General features: G+C 67.6%; 19 protein-coding genes. 11 read left to right on the top strand and 8 right to left on the bottom strand.

Features of this window, described 5'->3' with window-relative positions:
* Window positions 1–113: 113 nt before the first annotated feature.
* Both BLV96_RS46685 and BLV96_RS46690 read right to left on the bottom strand, forming a co-directional pair.
* Window positions 114–1,295, bottom strand: coding sequence for an amidohydrolase family protein (locus BLV96_RS46685; RefSeq protein WP_086673396.1), 1,182 nt, complete (start codon window positions 1,293–1,295; stop codon window positions 114–116).
* A 418-nt stretch (window positions 1,296–1,713) separates the two neighbouring features.
* Complete coding sequence (locus BLV96_RS46690) at window positions 1,714–4,434, bottom strand: TIM-barrel domain-containing protein (protein WP_244180982.1); 2,721 nt, start codon at window positions 4,432–4,434, stop codon at window positions 1,714–1,716.
* A 612-nt stretch (window positions 4,435–5,046) separates the two neighbouring features.
* Between BLV96_RS46690 and BLV96_RS49515 the strand changes: the two genes are divergently transcribed.
* On the top strand, window positions 5,047–5,439 hold the full coding sequence (locus tag BLV96_RS49515) for a glycosyltransferase (protein ID WP_143051147.1): 393 nt from the start codon (window positions 5,047–5,049) through the stop codon (window positions 5,437–5,439).
* Window positions 5,440–5,755: 316 nt separating this feature from the next.
* Window positions 5,756–6,238, top strand: coding sequence for a hypothetical protein (locus tag BLV96_RS46700; RefSeq protein ID WP_086672149.1), 483 nt, complete (start codon window positions 5,756–5,758; stop codon window positions 6,236–6,238).
* 639 nt (window positions 6,239–6,877) lie between these two features.
* Here the strand turns inward: BLV96_RS46700 and BLV96_RS49520 are convergent.
* The 3 genes from BLV96_RS49520 to BLV96_RS46710 all read right to left on the bottom strand — a co-directional run bounded on the left by BLV96_RS49520 (window position 6,878) and on the right by BLV96_RS46710 (window position 9,435).
* On the bottom strand, window positions 6,878–7,030 hold the full coding sequence (locus BLV96_RS49520; RefSeq protein ID WP_208608526.1) for an acyltransferase domain-containing protein: 153 nt from the start codon (window positions 7,028–7,030) through the stop codon (window positions 6,878–6,880).
* Window positions 7,031–7,082: 52 nt separating this feature from the next.
* Complete coding sequence (locus tag BLV96_RS46705) at window positions 7,083–8,588, bottom strand: AMP-binding protein (protein WP_208608527.1); 1,506 nt, start codon at window positions 8,586–8,588, stop codon at window positions 7,083–7,085.
* A 271-nt stretch (window positions 8,589–8,859) separates the two neighbouring features.
* Window positions 8,860–9,435: a TetR/AcrR family transcriptional regulator gene (locus BLV96_RS46710; protein ID WP_086672146.1), complete on the bottom strand. Its 576-nt coding sequence runs from the start codon at window positions 9,433–9,435 to the stop codon at window positions 8,860–8,862.
* Window positions 9,436–9,741: 306 nt separating this feature from the next.
* On the opposite strand from BLV96_RS46710, the gene budC reads away from it, so the two are divergent.
* From budC to BLV96_RS46740, 6 genes are all read left to right on the top strand, one after another.
* Window positions 9,742–10,575: a meso-2,3-butanediol dehydrogenase gene (gene budC, locus BLV96_RS46715; protein WP_086672143.1), complete on the top strand. Its 834-nt coding sequence runs from the start codon at window positions 9,742–9,744 to the stop codon at window positions 10,573–10,575.
* A complete protein-coding gene (locus BLV96_RS46720; protein WP_086672142.1) occupies window positions 10,572–10,970 on the top strand; it encodes a winged helix-turn-helix transcriptional regulator in 399 nt (132 codons plus the stop codon). The genes budC and BLV96_RS46720 overlap by 4 nt, the downstream gene beginning before the upstream one ends.
* A 684-nt stretch (window positions 10,971–11,654) precedes the next feature.
* Window positions 11,655–12,140 (top strand): hypothetical protein, encoded by a 486-nt coding sequence (locus tag BLV96_RS46725; RefSeq protein WP_091390433.1) that lies wholly within the window; start codon window positions 11,655–11,657, stop codon window positions 12,138–12,140.
* Between the two features lie 2 nt (window positions 12,141–12,142).
* Window positions 12,143–14,044, top strand: a complete 1,902-nt coding sequence (locus tag BLV96_RS46730) for a S8 family serine peptidase (RefSeq protein ID WP_086672140.1) — start codon at window positions 12,143–12,145, stop codon at window positions 14,042–14,044.
* 302 nt (window positions 14,045–14,346) lie between these two features.
* A complete protein-coding gene (locus tag BLV96_RS46735) occupies window positions 14,347–14,847 on the top strand; it encodes a rhodanese-like domain-containing protein (RefSeq protein ID WP_086672138.1) in 501 nt (166 codons plus the stop codon).
* Window positions 14,848–14,886: 39 nt separating this feature from the next.
* Window positions 14,887–15,312 (top strand): MFS transporter, encoded by a 426-nt coding sequence (locus BLV96_RS46740; protein ID WP_086672135.1) that lies wholly within the window; start codon window positions 14,887–14,889, stop codon window positions 15,310–15,312.
* Window positions 15,313–15,514: 202 nt separating this feature from the next.
* Here BLV96_RS46740 and BLV96_RS46750 read toward each other — a convergent pair whose 3' ends face one another.
* Window positions 15,515–16,366, bottom strand: coding sequence for a LysR family transcriptional regulator (locus tag BLV96_RS46750; protein ID WP_086672131.1), 852 nt, complete (start codon window positions 16,364–16,366; stop codon window positions 15,515–15,517).
* Window positions 16,367–16,482: 116 nt separating this feature from the next.
* Here BLV96_RS46750 and BLV96_RS46755 point away from each other — a divergent pair, with 116 nt between their 5' ends.
* Together BLV96_RS46755 and BLV96_RS46760 are read left to right on the top strand one after the other, a co-directional pair.
* Window positions 16,483–17,289, top strand: a complete 807-nt coding sequence (locus tag BLV96_RS46755; protein WP_086672129.1) for an EamA family transporter — start codon at window positions 16,483–16,485, stop codon at window positions 17,287–17,289.
* A 29-nt stretch (window positions 17,290–17,318) separates the two neighbouring features.
* On the top strand, window positions 17,319–18,587 hold the full coding sequence (locus BLV96_RS46760) for an alpha/beta fold hydrolase (protein ID WP_086672127.1): 1,269 nt from the start codon (window positions 17,319–17,321) through the stop codon (window positions 18,585–18,587).
* 601 nt (window positions 18,588–19,188) lie between these two features.
* Here the strand turns inward: BLV96_RS46760 and BLV96_RS50195 are convergent.
* On the bottom strand, window positions 19,189–19,380 hold the full coding sequence (locus BLV96_RS50195) for a hypothetical protein (protein ID WP_086672125.1): 192 nt from the start codon (window positions 19,378–19,380) through the stop codon (window positions 19,189–19,191).
* On the opposite strand from BLV96_RS50195, the gene BLV96_RS51610 reads away from it, so the two are divergent.
* Entirely contained in the window at window positions 19,372–19,476 is a 105-nt protein-coding gene (locus tag BLV96_RS51610) for a rhodanese-like domain-containing protein (protein WP_425266228.1), read from the top strand. The two genes, BLV96_RS50195 and BLV96_RS51610, sit on opposite strands and share 9 nt — an antisense overlap.
* 29 nt (window positions 19,477–19,505) lie before the next feature.
* Here BLV96_RS51610 and BLV96_RS46770 read toward each other — a convergent pair whose 3' ends face one another.
* On the bottom strand, window positions 19,506–20,615 hold the full coding sequence (locus BLV96_RS46770) for a glycoside hydrolase family 88 protein (RefSeq protein ID WP_208608529.1): 1,110 nt from the start codon (window positions 20,613–20,615) through the stop codon (window positions 19,506–19,508).

Genomic DNA, 20,615 nt, shown 5'->3' on the forward strand with positions numbered 1-20,615 from the left:
GCACGTGACGCCGCCGACTTGCACATCTTGGCCAATGCTGGTGCCGACCGCCGCACGCCCCGGCGGGCGAGGGTCGCAAGCTGGAGCTGAGACCGTTGCCGTCCGCACCTCATTCAGGAACCGAGTGACAAATCATTGCGGTCGTAGCGACATCCACGTTTTATCGTCGCTTGCACAGTGCGAAGGTTTCGCACGTCTTCGAGCGGATCCGAAGCAAGAACGACGAAGTCTGCGATCTTACCCACTTCGATCAATCCTCGGGAGTCGTCGGCGCCGGCCGCGCGCGCGCCGACGAGCGTCGCGGATCGCAAGACCTCGGCGGGCGTCAGTCCGCACTCGTGCACCAAGAACTCCAATTCGCGGTGCAAGGCGGGGAAGGGATCCGTTAGATCGGTCTCGTAGTCAGTCCCGGTGGAGATCTCGATCCCGGCTTGATGAGCCTGCCGTACCAGCCGCGCGGCGAAGACTGCCTCCGATGGGCGGCCGTCATCTCCGTCGCGTACTTCGTCACGGCGCTGGTACAAGGTCGCGGTAGCGTCCAAGATCGTGCCCCGGTTGCGCATTTCTCCGATCAGCGCTTCGATTCCCGGGTCGAATTCGCCTTCCAGCTCGGCAGCGCCGACTGGCTTTTTCTCCGCATAACCGGTAGGGCCGTGTGCAGAGCCAGCGTAGACGAACATGCCGACATGGGAGACGACGTCGACTCCGGTTGCGACAACGTCGTGAGGCATAGCAGGGAAGACTGCCGTGTGCGCCCAGACGTGGACGCCTTGACGATGCGCCTCGGCTACGATCGCCGCCACCATTGCAGCGGACAGGTCGGCGTAGAGCTTGATCGCCCGAGCGCCGGTACCCCGTGCCATCGCCACCGCCAACCGCAAGTCGGTTTCCGGCGTAATGGCCTGCATCCACGGCACAGAACCGGGGACTTCACCTTGCGAGACGGCGATCGTTCGCGGATCTGCGAAGAACTCCGGCCCGGCCATCAGCGCGGCGTAGACAATATCCGGACCGGCGATCTCCCCGACTAGTGTTGCCCGTCCCAGCTCGCCGACCTGACGCAGGTCGTCGGCCATGCTGCGGATCAGCGTTACTCCACCGTAGACCTGACGCCGCAGCAACGCTTCGGCATACGCGCGATTGGGGGGCGTCGCGATGTGCTGATGAGAATCGATCAGCCCGGGAATCACGAAGCGCCCGGCGAGGTCTTCTACGATCCGAGTTTCCTGCTCTGGCACGAACTCGGTACTCGGAGCAATGGCCACGAACTTCCCCCCTTCGACAACAACGGTCATGTCCGTACGAGACGTCCCGCCGACTGGATCGACGAGCGTCACTCCCTGGTACGCCGTCGAGACTGCACAGTTCAAGGTTCCACCTTCCGACAGTTGCACAATGGCATGCCAATCCTATGGCCAGTCGGACAGCGGTGACGCACCGACGAAACCTATCTCCTCTCGTACCAAGGAAGCGCGAGAGAGCCATGCCAACTCAAGATTTACCGAATGATCCGTATTGGATCGTCGAAGCGCGATTGCAGCCTCGATCAAAGGCCCCGGCGATCGGCAGGATCGGCGAGTGGATCCGGCAGACCGCGGCGAGCTCAACCCAGCTGGGGAGGTTCTTGCTCTCCAGACGGCCAGTGGATTCGAGGCCGCAACCGATCGACAGTGGCCCGATCCCTCCTCACTGACCGGGCCACTGCGTTGGAACTCAAGCGCCGCTGAACCTGATGGCGTGTCGGTTGTCCGCCCCGAGGGGCAGCGTCGTAACCGTGATAGTGCGGGATTTCCCATCGTACGACCACGCTGTCGCAGGTAGACGCAGGCCATCCAAGGAAACAGCCGTCGGTGCGGCGACATCCGCCACGCGCAGGGTGTAGACCCGGCGCGGGGCGGCGCCGGGAGCCGCGTCCACCGTCAGTGTCCTCGTCGCGTCCTGCCATCCGATACCGGTGACCGTGGACGGTCCAGTTCGTTCCCCACGGTCCTCGTACAGGGAGAACTTTCCGTTCGCCCCGGCCGTCACGTCCACGGTCAGCCGGTCAAGCGGCGCGGCCGCGTTGTCGACGTAGTTCGTTCGCGTCGGCAGGATCCCGCCGGCCTTGACGAGCACCGGCATCTCCGAGAGTGGCTTGGTGATCGTCGCCGTTGACGGTCCTACGTAGACGGTGCCGGTGAAGTAATCGGTCCACTTTCCGGGCGGGATCCACGCCGACACCGAGCCGCCGGACGAAGTGATCGGCGCGACGAGCACGTTGTCGCCGTAGAGATATTCCTGCGAGTTCGTGTAGGCGGCCTCCTGATCTGGGTAGTTCAGGTAGAGCGGCCGTGTGATCGGCACTCCGGTAGTACTGGCCTGCTGCGCAAGGGTGTAGGTGTAAGGCACGAGCGCCTCCCGCAGGCGCAGGAACTTCTCCGCGCTGTCGCCCGCCGCGCCAGGGTAGTCCCACGGCAGCCGGTCGCCGTGGTCGGAGTGCAGCCGGTCGACCGGCTGGAACGTGCCCAGCTGCACCCACCGCGCGTAGAGTTCGTCGGGCAGGTGGCCGCCGTGATAGCTGCCGATGTCGTGGCTGACGTTGCTGAGGCCGGCGGCCGCCTCGTCCGGGGTGAATCGGGCTTCGAACGCCAGCATGTCCCAGCTCGCTGGGGTGTCACCGGTGAATTGGAGGGTGTTGCGGCGTTCCGACCACGGGCCGACCGGGTAGTTGCTGTGGATGCCACCCTGCTCGGCGCCGCCGATGCGGCCGAAGGAGAACCCACGGAAGCCCTGCGCCGCTGCGTGGTCGGCGTAGGCCTGATTGATGAAGTTGTCCGGCGCGACACCAGGGGCCGAGGCAGTGGCACCGCCGCAGCTGGTGCAGTAGTCCAGCCACCATGTCCGTACGCCCTGCTGGTCGAAGGGCCGGTGCAGGTCGAAGTAGCTGCGCAGGTGCGCGGGGTTGGACCAGTCCCAGGTGTAGTTGCCGCCGCCGTCGGAGATCAGGCCGCCTGCAGTCGCATTCGCCGCGGCGAACTTCGGGTCGTCACTCGCGATGGAGGTGTGCACGTTGAGCGCGACGTCCAGCCCCTGCTGCTTCGTCCAGTTCATGAACCCCTGCGGATCGGGGAACAACGCGGTGTTCCAGTTCCAGCCGTTCCACTGCGAAGGCGACTTCCAGTCCGTGTCGACGACCAGCCAGTCGATCGGGGTGCCGGTGGACCGGAACTTGGGCAGCAACGTGCTGCGGTAGTAGTCGTCGGAGTAGCCGAAATACCGCGAATACCAGACGCCGTAGGCAGATCGCGGAAGCAGGACCGTGGGGCCGATGAGCGTGTTCAGGTCAGTCAGGCCACGCTTGAAGTCCCTGCCGTAGCCGAAGAAGTAGCCGTCCTGGTAAGGGTGCGTGCCGTGGGACGGCCGGCCGACGATTGTGCGGTCGGCGTTGAGCAGGGCCGTGCGGGTGTCGTCGAGCAGATACCAGCCATCCCGGTCGAGCAGACCGGGGTTTTGCTTCGTCGGCACGGCCTCCGGGTTGTCGAGCGACCGGTCCCAGCCGCCTAGCACGGACTTCGGCCCGGCTCCATAAGCGGTGCTGCGCAACGAGGTCTCGGCGGCGGGATAGGCCACCCCTGGTGACGTGACGGCCAGGCTGTCGATGTTGACGTTGCCCGAGTCGCCGGTGCCTTGGATGACGCTGACCTTGTTCGTCCCGGCGTTCAGGACTATCGGCACGGACACCGTCGCCCACGTGTCCCAGGACGACGTCACCGGCAAGATGAGTCGCGGCCCAGGTGCTCCGTTGACCACGGTGGACAGGGTTCGAGTGGTGTGCTGGCCGTCGCCGCCCTGCGCGTTCGCGTAGCGGACTGTCAGCTGGTATTGCCCAGCGGCTGGGATGGCGGAGACGTCTCGCGCGACAGCTGCGCCGAAACTCGTGAGCCCTGCGAGGAAACCCGATCCCGTGTAGCCGCCGTGGTCGTAAGCGGCCGAGGCCGAGCCGGTGGGCGCGCCGTTCTCCGCCTCACACACCGTGGAAAAAACGCAGTACGAGGGGAAGACCGGCGCGGCAGTACGACCGGTGGAGAGCAGCCGGGCTGAGAGGTTGGCCTGGGTGAAGGGGCCACTGTTCTGCCGATAGCGCAGGACCAGACTGGCCGTCCGGATCTCGCGATAGCCCCCGGCTACGTCCGTGGTGAACGCGGGTGGCGAGATTCCGCGGCCCACCGCGTTGAAGGTGAGCCGGTTTTCGAACCGACCATCCCCTGCGTATTCGAGCCGGATCAAGGTCGGCGTCACCACCTCGAACCGTGCATATCCATCTCGGACGAAACCGTCGATCCGCATCGCGTGGCTGTCCTTCGCCTGGGCCGGCGACAGTCCTGCCACCCAAAGGACAAGGACCACGACCGCCGTGGTGACCTTGGCCGGCCATGACGGTGGTGACGTGAACACATCGACCCCTTCCCTGTCCAGACATGGGAGCCTCGGCGACCACTTTCGGGCCTGTCCACAAGACATGTCCAGCCCCTCGACGGAAGCGGTCCGATTTCTTTAGGGGACTAAGATCCGAGAAGGATCCTAAATTACTTTTCGATACCTTTCGGGTTCATCCTCTGCCCGAATGACTGGCGACTGGCACCATTCATTCGGTGTTGGCCTGCGTGCCAGAAAGATCTTGTCTTCGGCCACTCCCCCCTACGATCACGTGCTGCCTCTTCTGCCGTAGGCCCGAGCGTCCCGTTCTCGCGGACACGATGTCGCCTTTCTCACCTTCGGTGAGCTCGCATCCTTGTTCCAGGAGGAGGAATTCGAGCATGTGCCCGCGAGCCCGACCGCGCCGGTTGTCGCGTTGTTCGTCGATTCTCGGCTCGATCTGGTTGCCGACGGGGCGATGACGTGTGCACACGCCTGACAGCCCCATCTCCTCGTCGCCGAGGTGTGCAACTACGCCGGCCCGTTGGTCGCTGCGAAGCTCGACGTACGATGGGCCAGTGTCGCGTATGGCCCGTCGCTACCGCTCGAGATGATGGAGCCCAGGCCGGGCACGCGAGCAGTACGCCGAGCGTGAGGTCGAAGCCGTCGATCCGACGTGGTTTCGTCACCCCATGTTCGCCGTCGCGGCCGGAGACCCACCCCGCTCGTGGCAGGGCAGCAACTGGTTCTTCGCCCGCCGACCGGCCGCGTACGCTGATTACCTTCGGCACCTACTTCACGAAGCCCGCGGTGCCCAACCCGATTCTCGGCGAGCTCTCTACGCTCGGTGTGAGCTTGACAGTCACGCTGGGGTTCGCGGCGAAGCCGGACGACTTCCCATCCGCCGGCACCCAGGTGGACTTAGTCTCCTCACCCCCGTTGGCCGAACTGCCGCCGAACGTGAACGCGGTACTGCCCCATGGAGGCGCCAGCACGACGCTCGGCGCCTTGGCATCAGGCATTCCCTTGTTCTTCGTCCCATAACGCGCGGACCAGTTCCTCCAGGCCAACCGAGTCGCCGAGGCACGAGTCGGCGCCCGCGGCCACCACGAGCGCGGTGCGGACCCTACTCACCGACACGGAACTCCGCGGCAACGCACGCAAGGTCGCGGCGGAAATCGCCGCACTACCATCACTCTAAGCCGTGGCGGCCGATCTGCAAGAGAAGATGCTGCACAGCAGATGAGCTCCGGCGGCTGTGCAGCCCATAAGGTCCACAATTTTGCAACTTTGGCAACGCGCCTTGCAGCGAGCTCCCAGCTGGACGACGGTGTCCGCAGGACAACCGAAAGGACCGGTCATGAGCCAGCAAAACTACCCCGAGCGCGCCGACCACCTCGACGTGCGAGGTTCGGCGACCCTGTTCACCCTCTCCGACAAGGCCGGCATCGGGGCCGTCACCGGAACCCTGGAAGGCGCCGCTTACGGCGAACCGACGAGCGAGCCGGCCGAACATGGCGACGGACGATTCACCTACACCATGTTCCACCATTTCTTCGCCAAGGACGGTTCCCGGTTGTTTACCCACGACCAAGCCATAATGCGACCCGCAACGCGCACCGAGGAGAAGACTGCGCTAGAGGTGGACTACACGATCGTCGAAGCGACCGGACGGTTCGCTGGCTTCAGCGGCACCTTCCACGGCAAAGGCTGGCTGAAGCCCGAAGGGGAGGGGGCGGTGGCTGGCAACCACACAACGGGCGTCATCCGGTTCGACGGGACGATCCATCGCGACGTGGCCAACGCGCAGCACACGAACCGCATCGCTCACGCGGCGTCCTGACGCAAGGGCTGCCAGGCCGACCGCAATACCGGTCCCCGTTTCGGCCGGCCACGACAAATCCACAGGCACGAAAGGGGCGCGTCCATTCGACCCAATGCTCTCACGGAACCGGATGAAGTGGGGGCGTAGTGCACGCGGATCCGCACCCAGCCCACCAGCGTCTGAAACCCGGGTTGGTCCTGGTGCAGCCGCCACCGGACGTCGACCACCTTCGACGGCTCGTGCTTCAGCCTCGCTGCTGGTGTTGGCGTCCGAGTCACCGGCCATCGCGCAGACCGGAACGTCAGTGAGGCGCGGCTTCGGAAAAGGCGATCCCGCAGTCGGCCGGTCGGCCACTCCATGCACAAGCCTGCGTCGTGGTCGGCCCGGGCAGCTAAGCCTGCGGCGAGAAGTGCTCGCCGGAGTCCGGCACCTCGGCGACGATGTCGCCGAACAGATCGTCACCGAACGCCAGGCGCGCTGGCAGTACACGAGCATCGGGGTTTCACTTGCCGCGCCCCGTTGAAGCGCCCGCCCCCGAGACCCTTGCGACGGCCGGGGCATTCGCCGGGTTCGGCGGCGACCACCGCCAGGACCGGTAGGCCGCCGGCGCCGCGACAGCACGACCCGGGGCACCTGCCGGGATGCTGCAGTCCGAGGTCACCGCCGCGGACCTGCTCTCGCCGATACGAGCGTCGCCGCGTTCTCGAGCGACAGCACTCCGGCGACATGCGCGGCGGCGATCTCGCCGACCAAATGCCCGATCAGGACGTCCGGTGGTAACCCCGACGACTCGCGATCAAGTCTCACCACATGATCGCGATGCTGGCACGGACGACGAGATAGGTGACATGGCAGTCCTTGTTCACCTGGCGCCTTCGGCCTGCGCGGCGTGCGACCGCAGCAGCTTCTTGTCCGGCTTGCCCGTGTCCGTCAGCGGCAACCGGTCGACGAAGGTGATGTGCGTCGGTACGTACATCGCGCCGCGCTGGTCCCGGACCATGGCTCGCAACGCGTCCGGATCGACCTCGGCTCCGGGGCTCAGCACCACGGCCGCGTGCACCTGTTCGGCATGGTCGTTGTCGCGTACGCCGAACACGGCGCTGTGCAGCACGTGGGGGTGGGAGTTGAGCAGGTCCTCCAGTTCGGTGGTGTACACGTGACCGCCGACCACGACGATCATGTCCTTGATCCGGTCGGTGATGGTCAGGTAGCCCTCGGCGTCGAGGAATCCGATGTCGCCGGTGTGCAGCCAGCCGTCCCGCAGCACCTCGGCGGTCAACTCGGGCTCCTTCCAGTAGCCCTGCATGATGTGACCGGAACGAACACAGATCTCGCCGTGTTCACCGTGGGGCAGGTCATTGTCGGCGGCGTCGCGGATCGCCACCTCGACGCCGGGCAGTACCCTGCCCGCAGTACGCAACCTCTCGGGGCGACGGGGGTCGTGATCTGCCGGTTCGAGGACGCTGATGGTGCCGGACTCGGTCTGTCCGTAGCCCTGCAGGAGGACGGGGCCCAAGCGGGCGATCGCGTCCGCGATGCGTGCCGGGGACGCCTTGCAGCCGCCGTAGTTCACCTGGCGCAGGCTGGAAAGGTCGGTGCGAACCGCGTCCGGGTGATCCACCAGCGAGTACAGCAACGGCGGCAATAGGTAGAGGTGAGTGATGCGCTCGCGTTCGATCGCGGCGAGCACCTGGCCGGGGTCGAAGTCCTCGAGCAGGACCACGGTGCCGCCCTCGGCCAGCACATGGTCAGCGATGAGCCCGGCGGCGTGCGCGAGCGTGGTGGGCACCAGCTGCCGGGGCGGGTCAGGCTTGCGCCTGTCGGGCGTGGGCCGCATCCTGCCGGCTCGTTCGAAGTCGGTGCAGATGCCCTTGGGGTGGCCGGTGGTGCCGCCGGTGTGGCGGATGGAGCAGATGTCCCCCGGGCGGGCCAGCCCCGAGATCCGCTCGGTGGGTGCGGCGGCGGCCAACTCCAGCAGGTCGGTTCCCTGTTCGCCACCGAGGGTCAGCACATGCGTGACCGGAATCTCGGCGGTGATCTCGGCGGCCCGCTGGGCATATGCTGGGTCCACGATCAGCGCCCGCGTCTCCACGTCACGCACGATGGCGGCCTGGGAGTCGGCGGAGAGCTTGTCGTAGAGGTTGACTTGACAACCCAGCAGGTTGGCAGCGTAGCGGGTGGCCAGTGCCTCGGGAAGGTTGCCGCTGAGCAGCGTGACGGTCTGTCCGCGTTGAAGACCCTGAGCGCGCAGGGCCTGCGCCAGCCGGTGGACCAGGTCGCGAAACTGGCCGGCGGTGATCCTGCGTCCGTAGTGCACCAGGGCCTCTCGCTCCGGGGCGGCCTCGAGTGAATCCAGGATGTCGTCCACGAACGACCGAAAGGGCTGGGCGACTCGGGGCATGGCAGATCTCTCCTACAGTGTGTGGTGGTCCGTCTTGACGCCGTAGCGCGCCATGACGGGCAGTGGAGCGTAAGCTGATTCGCCGCAGCCGCCGCTGTCCCCGCACGGCGGCACAGCGACAGCCGTTCTTCGACGTCGCCCGGCTCGGCGGCGATCGACGATGACCGCGCACGTCACGGGTTCGCGCCGCACCGACGGCCTGGTCCCGTGCCGCGCAACGCGTGACACGAGCAGCGGGTCAGGGCGTGTACCGGGTGCGCAGTAGGGCGTCGAGCCGGTCCAGCGCCCAGTCCCAGGTGTTGTCGGTGGCGGGGGCGCTGTGGTTGAAGCTGCCGGTCGTCTCCAGGCTGATGTAGCCGTGGATGACGCTGCCCAGCAGGCGCACGGCGTGCGTCTGTTCGGGCTCGATCAGGTCGTAGCCGCGCAGGATCGCCCGGAGCATCTGTGAGTGCCTGACGGCGGCGCTGTCAGCCGCCGTGTCCGGGTCGAGCCGGAACTGAGTCGCGGCGTAGCGGCCGGGATGCTGTCGGGCGTAGTCGCGGCAGACGTTGGCGAACGCGACCAGGGCGTCTTTACCAGCCCGGCCGGCAAGTTCGACGGCGACCTGGTCCGCCAGTTCTTCCAGCGCGAGCAAAGCGACCCGGGTCTTTAGGTCCTGCAGGTTGGCGATGTGCGCATACAGGCTCGCGGTCTTGACTTCGCACCTCCGAGCAACCTCGGTCGGCGTCACCCGGTCGAAGCCGAGCTCATCGGCCAGCTCCGCTCCCACTGCGACGACCCGGTCAGTGGTCAGGCCCGCACGAACTCGTGACATCGCCCCCTCTTCTCTTCAACTGTCTAATCCGACTATAGAGTAGCCTAATGTTATTAGGCAACCGGAGCGTCTTCCTTGGACACAAGCTGATCCACCTCGGACTCGAAGAACACGTCGGCGTTGATGCCCATCCGCTCGAGCATCCCGTTGATCTCGAGGCCGATCACCCCGTTAAGTCGCGTCCACGGCGTAAGCGCGCGCAGCAGGACGTCCGGCGAGAGCCGGGTCCGCCCGGCGCCATCAGTTCCAGGCAGACCCTACTCAAGTGGCCACAGTCACAAGTGTGTCGCTATCATCACAAAGTGAATGAATCATAACTTCTTAAAAGGAGCGGCCGTGGACACTCAAGCCTTCACCAACCAGGTAGTGCTCATCACCGGAGCAGGCGGCGCGCTCGGTGCGGCGATCGGTCGGCGGTTCGCCGCGGGCGGCGCCACTGTGGCGCTCGTCGGGCGCTCCGCCGATTCTCTGGATCGCGCGGCGGCGACCTTGCCCGGCGACGCGAAACACCAGGTCTTCACAGGCGACGTCACCGACGCGCAAAGCATCGGGTCGACCGTGGACGACGTGGCCTCGACACTGGGCCGCCTCGACGTCCTCGTCAACGGCGCCGGGCGCGTCGTGCAAGGCACCATCGAGCAGATCGACCTCGATTCGTACCGCGAGATGATGGCCACGCACGTCGACGGCACGATCTACACCTCACGGGCCGCGCTCGAGCACCTGCGCGCCCATCGCGGCTGCATCATCAACATCGGGTCGGTTTCAGGGCTCAACGGAGACTGGGGCCAAGCCGCGTACAACGCGGCCGAAGGCGCGATCACCACGCTCACCCGCGGCATGGCGCTCGACCACGGCCATGAGGTCCGCGTCAACTCCGTCCACCCGGGCGCCATCATCACCGACGCCATGACCGAGCAGGCGTTCGCGGACGGCTCTCCCATCGCGGCGGCGTGGAACGCCCGGATCCCGATGGGCCGCGTCGCGCAGCCCGAAGACGTTGTCGGCGTGGTGGCCTTCCTCGCGAGTGCCGAAGCCCGGTACGTCAACGGCGCCTGCATACCGGTCGACGGCGGCCTGACCGCGTCGAACGGGCAGCCGTCACTGCCGGCCATCCTCGGCGACATCGTCCTGAAATGACCCCTCAGTACCGGGCCCTGCTCCAAATCCTGGCCAACAAGTGGAGCGCGCCGATCATCGCCGAACTCGAGAAGGGCCCAAAGCGCTTCGGAGAACTACGCCACAACCTGCTCGGCGTGAATCCGAAGGTGCTGGTCCAGACGCTCCGGCGCTTGGAGGAGTTCGGCCTGGTCGAACGCAAGATCTATCCGACGGTGCCGCTGCACGTGGAGTACTCCCTGACCGAGCTCGGCCACCGGTCGACGGAGCCGCTCCGCGCGGTGCTGGCGTGGGCAGAAAACTACGTCGACCGATGCCGGCCGAGCACCGCGAGCAGCGCCAGCCTCCGTGTCCCGGCTGGGCGTCAGCCAGCTCGACCGTGCCCTTGCCGCGCTAGGACAAGGGCGCCGTCCTGACCGCGACCCTCCGGAATCCACGCCGTGACCGAACCGCCGGGCTAAGCCGCCCTTCAACGGGAAGCCGGTTCGTTCTTCCTGGCCGACCCCCACAGCAACTGACCACGGTCGACAGTGAGTACAGCTCCGGTCACCGCAGACCATCGCTGCCTGACGCGAGCATCGCGTAGTCCTCCGCGATGTCTCCCATCCCCGGCGCCGGTGGGCAACCTGAAGGCGGCACCTCCAATGCCGGAACCACCGCCGGCCACGAGGGCGACCTTGCCCTGCAGGCGTCTGAGGGCCCGAGTTTGCAGAAAGCGGGGGGTCGCAGTCATCAGGTCACTCCGGGACCAGGCGCCGGTGAGCCCGGAACCGGCGATCTCGTCGGCGCGGTACACGGTAAAAAGGTCGTCGACTTAGTGCATCGCGTTGATGGGCCGGCCATCAACGCGATGATGCGCAGTTCGGTGTCATCGATTCATCGAGACCTTCTGTCAGAGTGCTGCTCCACGCACGACCGCAGCAGAGACTGAGCCATCCGACACGGCGTATGGCCTTTCGTTCCCTTGTGGACGCAGCACTGACGGAACCGGAGACTCGCTTATCCGATCGCGTAAAACCGAAAAGAACGGATATTTGCCCTTTAGGGCACTTAAGTCAGGAGGCGATTGCCCGGCCGGAGCTTCTGTGCAGAATTCGCCCATGAGCAATCCCACCACCCATGCCGGGTTGAATGTGCGCGGCCATATCGCGCGGCCGACGACCATCACCATCGCCTTCTGGGCGTTCATCGCCTCCACGCTTCTGGGGCTGGCAAACGGAGTCGTGACCCTCCTCAGCGGGGACTCCGTGGGCCAGATCGCGCAAACCGCTATCGCCGGCGACAGGTCCGACGTGCCCAGCGTCCAGATCAGCCAGGTCACCACAGCGACCAATGCCAGCGCGCTGGTGTTCTCGGTGATCATGTCCCTGCTTTACGTGGTGTTCGCCGCCAAGGTGCGGGCGGGCCGCAACTGGGCTCGCATCCTGCTGACTGTGGTCGCCGGACTCCAGTTGCTTGCCATCACGTTCAGTCAGAGCACGACCACCCTCGGCTACATGGGCGCGCTCTGCGCCGTCGTCGGCGCTGTTGCGTGTTTAGCCAAGCCTTCCAACGAGTACTTCGCCGCTAAGAAGGCGGCACGCTGACCATGGGCAGATTTGGCAGGCTCTTGACCCACGCGACGCCCGTGAGCCTCAGCGCGGTTCTCCTGGCGACCGGCGTTTCGGCGGCACAACCGTCCACCACAGACGTTGCCGCGGCGCGTACCGAGGCAGGCATCGCCGCGTTGCAGGCGATCAAGGCCGGCCTGACGCGCACCGAGCTCAAGCAATCGAGCCGGCTCGTGATCGAGAAGCGGCTGCGAACCGACCCGGCACTGGCGGCGACGCTGCCGGGTTACCACTCCGGCGTCGACGTCAGCGCGACCGGCGTCGTAGCGGTGGACATCTCCGCCCGCGGTACCGCTGTCGCGGCCACGGTCCGGGACGCGGGCGGTACCGTCCGCGGCGTATCGCAGGTCGGCACCATCCGCGCCGACCTGCCGCTCTCAGCTCTCGACCGCATCGCCGGCCGAGACGACGTCGACGCGGTGAAGGCGGCTGTCGAGCCCGTGACCGGGGTCGTGCCGACCGACCGGCGGCCCCGGGCCGGTGACCGGTTGCGGGCTGCGGCGTCGACCGTGGTGTCCGAAGGGGACCGGACGCACGGCGCCGACAGCGCCCGCGCGAAGTACGGAGTCAGTGGCGCTGGTGTGAAGGTCTGTGTGCTCTCCGACGGCGTCGACTCATTGGCGAGGTCGCAATCCTCCGGTGAACTGCCCGCGGTGGACGTCCTCGCCGACCAGCAAGGCGAAGGTGACGAAGGCACCGCGATGCTCGAGATTATCCACGACCTCGCACCCGACGCCACTCTAGGGTTCGCCACCGTCACCGGTGACCAGGCCGGTTTTGCGGGCAACGTCCGCGCCCTGGGCACCACCGGCCGCTGCCAGGTCATCGTCGACGACGTCTCCTACTACGACGAGTCGCCGTTCCAGGACACCGAGGCCGCGCAGGCCGTCAACGACGTCACCGCGGCCGGCGTACTGTACTTCTCCTCGGCCGGCAACGAGGGCAACCTGCACGACGGCACCAGCGGGTACTACGAAGGCGACTTCCGTGCGTCCCTGGGAGCGATCCCCGGCGTCACCGGTGTCCCGCACGACTTCGACCCCGGCCCCGCCGTCCAGGACTTCGACCCGTTCACGCCGTCGACCCGCCCGCGGTCACCGTTTTTCGCCGATCCGGTGACGCTGTTCTGGTCCGACCCGTGGGGCCAGGCGGCCGACGACTACGACCTGTTCGTCACGGACCCGGACGGCAACGTCATCAGCTCCGGGGAGGACCGCCAGACCGGCACGCAGGATCCCTATGAGATCGCGCTGGTGCCCACCGGCACCGATTTCCGGCTCGCCGTGGTCAAGTACAGCGGTGTCGACCGGTTCATCGCCGTCAGCACCAACCGGGGGCAGTTCACGGCTTCGGGTGCGCTCAAGGCGTTCAGCACCAGCGGTACCATCGCCGGGCACGACGCTGCGGCGAACGCGTTCAGCGTCGCGGCCGCGCCGGCCGCGGCGGGGTTCGCGCCGGGCGAGCCGTCCGGGCCGTATCCGGGCTCGTTCACCGCGAGAAGCCCGTGGGAGCGTTTCTCATCCGACGGGCCGCGGCGGGTGTTCTTCCGCGCCGACGGTACGACATTCACCCCCGGCACCGTGTCTTCAACGGGCGGGGGGACCCGCCGGAAGCCGGACATTACCGCCGCTGACGGCGTGACAACGTCGGTACCCGGCTTCGAGCGGTTCAACGGCACGTCGGCCGCGGCCCCGCACGCTGCCGCCATCGCCGCTCTAGTGCTGTCGGCCAAGCCGGCGGCGACGCCAACGCAGGTCCGCACAGCCCTGCTGTCCTCGGCGCTCGACCTGGGCGCCCCCGGATTCGGCACGGTGAGCGGCAACGGCATGGTGATGCCCGGGCGGGCACTGGCCGCCCTCGGTGTCCGGCCGAAGTACTGAAGTCGCCATTTCGGCAAGGACGGGAGCCGCCGCCGCATGCGTTTCACCCAGTACTACCTCGAATGCTTGTCCCCTACTTCAGACCTGATCGCCGACGAGACCACCGGACACGCCGTGATCGTCGACCCGCACCGCGACATCGCCGAGTACACCGCAAATCTGCGCGCTCACGGGCTCACGCTCGCGGGAGTGATCAACACCCACATCCACACCGACTTCGTCGCCGGGCACCTGGAACTGGCCGCGGCAGCCGGCCGATCGACCCGGCGGAACTCCAACGGCTGCCGCATTCAGGCGCAGTTGTGCTCGAGGACCGCCCGCCGCAGGACTTCGCGGCCGGTCACCTACGCGACTCACTCATCGTCCCGGCCGACGGCCGGTTCGCCGAGCAGGCCGCCACCATCACCCCGCCGGGCAGCACCATCGTCATCGTCGCACCGGACGACCGGCAAGACGAGCTGGTGCCCCGGCTGGCCCGCGGGGGGTCGATGGCGTCGCAGGACACCTGGACGATCCCACCGCCGCACCGCCGACCGTCGCCGACGAGGTCGACCGCGCGAGCCGGATCACGGCGGACCACCTCCGCCGTAGTCACGGGGCCGCCGCGGCACCGGATGGTCGTCGATGTCCGCGGCGACGACGGGCGCGCGGCGGGCGTCATCGAAGGTTCACCGCACATCCCGTTGCCGCAGTTGCCGGAGCAGGTCACAAAATCACCCAGCCCGGTGCTGCCGCTGGGCTTCTTCGACCGGATGCGCTCGGTGGCGCCGTTCCTGGCGATGTTGTTGATTCCTGCGGGATAATTCGGTTTCCTGTACGTCGCTGCCCTGCACGTCGAGGACGTGCTCAGCTACAGCCCGCTGCTGGTGCTGCCGTTCACGGCCGCGCTGGTGCTCGACGTTGTGATCGTGCCCCGGCTGGTGGCGCGTGGGGGCGAGCGGGTGACGGGTGGCGCAGGAACGGCCTTGCTCAGCCTCGGTCTGCTGTGGATGTATCAGCTCGACGCGGACATGCTGGGGCTGGGCGCGGGTCTCACGGTCGCACCGCTGACCAGCGTCCTGCTGGCCCTGGGACCGGCCGAGCAGCTGTCCGCAGCGTCGAGTCCTAACCAGAGCGTGCATCAACTCGGCGGCGCGGTGGGCCTGGCCGCGCTGACGATGGTCTTCAGCGCGGCCGGCGGCGGTGTCGGCCGCATCACCACGGCCTTGCTGACGGGCACGACCAGCAGAAGGCCACGCCCAACGGCGACATCGCGCTGCTGCACCTGACGACCGCGGTGAACACGACGTACATGAAACTCGGCATCGGTAACCCGCCCACCGGGTCGACCCACGCGGCTGCGCTGACCCGCGCTGTGCACGTGGACCCCAGGCCAGCGGCTGGCGAGCCAGTCGTAGAACTCGTACGCCTACGTACCCGCACGCCAACGACGACTTCGACCCCTGTTGGGTTCGAGATACATTTGATCGGTCATGCGCGGTAGAGCTCGCCGAGCAGATTGAGCACCGTGCGAGTGGCGGGGTGGGGGTCGTCGCGCCACCAGACCAGTCGCACGGCGACCGGTTCGGCGTCGCGCACCGGCCGGTAGACGATGCCGGGGCGGGGATACTGGTCCACGACGGACTGCGCGGTGACCCCTATGCAGCGGCCGGTGGCAATGACCGTGAGCCAGTCGTCGATCTCGCGGCTCTCCTGTGTCGCCGGGCGCGCGTCCGCGGGCCACAGTTCCGCAGTGGTCGACCCGGTGCGCCGGTCGACGACCAGGACGCGGCTGCTGAGCTCGGCCAGCCGCACCGAGCGGCGCCGCGCCAGTGGGTCGGAGGCGGCCAGCGCGCACCAGCGTGGCTCGTGACCCACGGTGGCGCCCTCGAAGCGGCGGTCGTCTAACGGCCTGCGCAGGACCGCGAGGTCCGCGGTGCCCTCGACCAGACCGGCGCTCGGAGAGTTGATGCGAAGCAGATGCACTGGCGTGTCCGGCTGCGATTCCCGCCACCGGCGTTGAAAGGCGTGGGTGAGTCGGCCGAGCGCCGACCAGGCGTGGCCGATCCGCAGTTCGACATGACCCGAGGTCGTCAGCTGCACCAGGTTGTCGACCTCGGTCAGCACGCGCCGGGCGTGCGTCATGACGCGGAGTCCCGTTTCCGTCAGCGAGGTTTCGCGGGACGTACGGCGCAGCAGCCGCACGCCAAGGCGCTTCTCGAGCACCGCAATCGTTCGTGAGACCGCAGCCTGGGAGACGCCCAGAGCGATCGCGGCGTCGGTGAACGTGCCCTCGTCCACGATCGCGACGAGGCACCGCAGCTGACGCACTTCGACATCCATAACCAGATCGTATAGTTTTTGCGCGCCACGCATTTTGCCCGGAGTCCACCGTGGCACAGGATCACTGCGTGCCAGCAGCCCCGTCTCGCCCCGCGTCCATGGCCGGGGTTGTCACGATGCTCGCCAGCGGTCTTTCGACCCAGTTCGGCGCCGCGATCGGATCGCTGGCCTTCGCGGTGCTCGGCCCGGCCGGCGTCGTCGCGGTCCGCCAGTGCGTCGCGGCGGCGGTCCTGCTCGCAGTGGGCCGGCCCCGCCTGCTGTCCTTCACTCGGCAACAGTGGGGGCCGGTGCTGCTGCTCGCGGCGGTCTTCGGTGCTGTGAACCTGTCGCTCTACACCGCGATCGACCGGATCGGTCTTGGCCTGGCGGTGACCCTGGAATTCCTCGGTCCCCTCACGATCGCGCTGGCCGGCTCGCGCCGACGCGTGGACCTGGGCTGCGGCGTACTCGCCACGGCGGGAGTGGTCGTGCTGATGCGTCCTCGTCCCAGTGCCGACTACTTCGGCATGGGTCTCGCGCTATTCGCCGCCGCCTGCTGGGCCGCTTACATCCTTCTCAACCGCTCCATCGGCCAGCGCATCCCCGGAGCACAGGGCACGGCCGCCGCGGCGGGGCTGTCTGCGTTGGTCTACCTGCCCATTGGAGCCGACGTCGTGGTGCACCAACATCCTTCCGCCGGGGCGATCGGCGCGGCCGTCGCGGCCGGGATCCTGGCCTCCGCCTTGCCGTTCCTCGCGGACCTGTTCGCGTTGCGCCGCGTTCTCCCTGAAGCGTTCGGATTGTTCATGAGCGTGAACCCGGTGTTCGCCGCGGCCGTCGGCGCGCTCCTCCTAGGACAGAAGCTCGACGCGGCCGCGTGGTCGAGCATCGCCGCGATCATTGCGGCCAACACCGTCAGCATCCTCACGAAGCAGCGTCCGTGAGTTCACCCATCACCGCAAAGGAACCTTCCATGCCCGGCGTCACGCTGACCGACCACTTCTTCTCCGTCCCACTCGACCACGATCGGACGGAGGGCGAGCACATCGAGATCTACGCACGCGAGGTGGTGGAGACCGGACGCGAGCGCGAGCGACTGCCCTGGCTGCTGTTCTTGCAAGGCGGCCCCGGCATGCTGCCGCCGCGTCCGGTCGGCCGGGACTCCTGGCTGGACCGCGCACTCGACGACTACCGCGTCCTCCTGCTCGACCAGCGCGGCACCGGCCGTTCCACGCCGATCACCCGGCAGACGCTCCCGGCCCGTGGCGAGCCCGCCGCGCAGGCCGGATTCCTCACCCACTTCCGCGCCGATGCCATCATCCGCGACGCCGAGCTGATCAGGCGCGAACTGACCGGCAAACCGTGGTCGGTGCTCGGTCAGAGCTTCGGCGGCATGTGCACCGTCACCTATCTCTCGTTCGCCCCCGACGGCCTGCGCGAGGCAGTGATCACCGGCGGTCTTCCCGGGTTGCGCGTCACCCCCGACGAGGTCTACCGCGCCGCCTATCCACGCGTGCACCGCAAGAACACCGCGTACTACCGCCGGTATCCGCAGGACGCGGCCGCGGTCCGCTGCATCGCCGCGCACCTGATCGAGCGCCCGGCGCCGTTGCCGGATGGATCCCTGCTCACCGTCGAGGCCTTCCAGTCGCTCGGGATGGTGCTCGGCACGAGGGACGGCGCGGACGTGCTGCACTACCTGCTCGAAGACGCCTGGGCCGGGGCGGAGCTGTCCGACGGCTTCCTTGACCGCGTCACGGCTTCCCTGAGCTACGCCCAGCTGCCGCTGAAGTCACTCATGCTCGAACTCACCTACGCCCAGCGCGGCACCGGCGCGCCGAACTGGGCGGCCCAGCGGCTGCGCGGCGAGTTCCCCCAGTTCGACGCGCGCCGGGCGCTGGCGGGCGACGACCCGGTGCTGTTCACCGGCGAGACCACCTACCCGTCCCTGTTCGACCAACCGTGTATCGCGCCCCTGCGCGAGGCGGCCGAGGTGTTGTTCGCCCGCGGAGATTGGCCCGACCTCTACGACCCGCAGCGCTTGGCCGCGAACGAGGTCCCCGTGGCGGCTGCGGTGTACCTCGACGACATGTACGTCGATGCGACTTACTCGCTGCAGACCGCCGAGACGATCAGGGGCCTGCGGCTGTGGGCGACCAACGAGTACGAGCACGACGGGCTGCGCGTCAGCGACGGACGCGTCCTGGACCACCTGCTGCGAACGCTGCACGGCCAGGTCTGAAGCGGAGCGCCAATCGGCTGGGAGCCGCCACATAGCTAGCCGAATCGGGCCGTGAGTGCAATGGAACGAGAAATCTCGTCAAGCTAGTGAGCCACTGATAGACTGGACGGAGGCGAGCGCAGCGCGGTGTACATGGACGGGCACAGTCCGCCATGAATGCTGACAGCATTACCTTCGATCGCATTCCGCCGCCGAATCACGGGCTGGTCAAGGAGTCGCAGGACCGATCGGATGAGCCCTGCCGAGTGGTCTCCCCAGCTCGTTCGTGGAACGTGGCCCGGCGGTGGCTCCGTTTCGGCCCCCGAGGCGTTACAAGGAGCCGGTCGGTGTCCGGCACCCTCGACAGGTTCGGGGCCGATACCCTGCCGAGCTTCGCGCACCGGGGCGTCACTCGACTCGCTGAACTCGGGTCCGGGACGTCATTCCGACGCGGCCAGCTCTCTTTTCTCGTGCTGAGGTGATCGATCCGGCACGCCCCTGACCGTCCTGATCGCCGGCAGTTTGGCTCGGCGGCAATACGCTCCCTGTTTGCCGCCGAGCCCTACCTCCATCATGCGACGTGCGGTGCGCGAATCGCAGTCACCGTTGGGACGGTGGTGTCTTATGCCGAGCACGCCAGCAAGGTCACCGTGCTGTACCTCCGTCGCAACCGCACCACCGCCACGGCGCCAGTGGCGTCGACCTTCGCGGCGACGACCGCGGCCGGTGCCATCGCGGGTTCGCTGCGCATCCCGTTGGCCAGCTGCCGGAGCGGGTCGCGGAGATTCCCCTCGACCGGCCTGTCGTGCTGCACTGCACAGGCGGGCACCGCTCTTCGATCGCCGCGAGCGTCCTGCGGCGCGCTGGCCATCCCGACGTGCCCGATCTCCCCGGCGCTTATGCGGCTTAGGTCTGGGACGGGGCTGAGCGGCCGATGTGTCACACCGACAGTGGGTCCAGCTCGCCCGCCAGCACCGACAACGCCTCGGTCAGGTAGTAGTCGCCCCAGACCAGTTCGTGGGCCGTTGCCAGCCCGATGAGCTTGTTGTAGCACCCCTGCCCCAGTATCCTGATCGAAGGGGGCATTCCCGGCACGGTGCGCATGTAGTCGCCGATGAGCGCCTGGACGGTACGCCGGGCCAGCAGCCGGTACGGCTCCCCGTCGGTGACGAGTTCCGCCAGCTTGAGCAGCGCCGCCGCCGCGATCGCCGTCGACGACGTGTCCCGGACAGTACCCGGATCGTCGAAGTCCCAGTACGCCACCAGGTCGTCCGGAACATGGGCACTCCACCAGTCCGCGACCCCGATCGCGGTGTACAGCAGCTCCGGCCGGCCGGGCAGGCGGTGCGCCGCCATCGCGAACGCCAGCATCGCCCACGCTTGCGCCCGCGCCCAGGTGCTCTCGGCCGAGAAGCCTTTATGGCTGTAGCGGCGCACGATCGCACCGGTGTCGGCGTCGACCGTGCCCGACTGGCACACCGAACCGTCCGAGCGCACGCAGATCTCGATGTGCCGGAGGGCGTGCGAGGCGGCCGCCTCGGTCATCGCCGGGTCGGCGACGCGATCGGCTACCGCGGTGAGCAGGGAAACCACCGCCCCCACGGCGTCGATGCTCGTCTCGCTGTCGCCGACGCTGTGCGCTTCCTCCGCGGCCGTGCCCAGCGGCACGAGGCCCGCGGCCGGGTTGTACGCCTTCATCAAGCCCTCCGCACCGCGGACCGCGCGGTCCCACGCACCTTCGTCGCCGACGAGCCGGCCGCCCAGTAAAGCGCCGTAGTGGAAAAGGAAACCACGGAAGATCGTGGGTGAGTGTTCGCGGCCGTCGAGGCGAGCGGAGTACTCGCGCGCGGCGCCGAGGAACCGCTCGTCGCGTGCGGCAGCCAGCCACAGCTGGCCGACGAAATGACCTCCGGTCCAGTCGCCGTCCGGGGTGGTGGTCCATTCCCCGGTCCGCGGATCCGCGAAGTGCGGGAAGCCCGGCAGCCGGTCGGCGAGTGTTCGCTCGAGCCGACCGAGCATGAGCGCGCGAGCGGCGGAGATCGTGTCCAT

Source organism: Amycolatopsis pretoriensis, assembly GCF_900107925.1.
Classification (GTDB): domain Bacteria; phylum Actinomycetota; class Actinomycetes; order Mycobacteriales; family Pseudonocardiaceae; genus Amycolatopsis; species Amycolatopsis pretoriensis.

Coding starts and splice junctions, on each gene's coding strand:
- BLV96_RS46685 (WP_086673396.1), bottom strand. CDS start 1,295: ATGACCGTTGTTGTCGAAGGGGGGAAGTTCGTGGCCATTGCTCCGAGT.
- BLV96_RS46760 (WP_086672127.1), top strand. CDS start 17,319: ATGCCCGGCGTCACGCTGACCGACCACTTCTTCTCCGTCCCACTCGAC.
- BLV96_RS46700 (WP_086672149.1), top strand. CDS start 5,756: ATGAGCCAGCAAAACTACCCCGAGCGCGCCGACCACCTCGACGTGCGA.
- BLV96_RS46750 (WP_086672131.1), bottom strand. CDS start 16,366: ATGGATGTCGAAGTGCGTCAGCTGCGGTGCCTCGTCGCGATCGTGGAC.
- BLV96_RS46720 (WP_086672142.1), top strand. CDS start 10,572: ATGACCCCTCAGTACCGGGCCCTGCTCCAAATCCTGGCCAACAAGTGG.
- BLV96_RS46770 (WP_208608529.1), bottom strand. CDS start 20,615: ATGGACACGATCTCCGCCGCTCGCGCGCTCATGCTCGGTCGGCTCGAG.
- BLV96_RS46755 (WP_086672129.1), top strand. CDS start 16,483: ATGCTCGCCAGCGGTCTTTCGACCCAGTTCGGCGCCGCGATCGGATCG.
- budC (WP_086672143.1), top strand. CDS start 9,742: ATGAATCATAACTTCTTAAAAGGAGCGGCCGTGGACACTCAAGCCTTC.
- BLV96_RS46710 (WP_086672146.1), bottom strand. CDS start 9,435: ATGTCACGAGTTCGTGCGGGCCTGACCACTGACCGGGTCGTCGCAGTG.
- BLV96_RS46725 (WP_091390433.1), top strand. CDS start 11,655: ATGAGCAATCCCACCACCCATGCCGGGTTGAATGTGCGCGGCCATATC.
- BLV96_RS46730 (WP_086672140.1), top strand. CDS start 12,143: ATGGGCAGATTTGGCAGGCTCTTGACCCACGCGACGCCCGTGAGCCTC.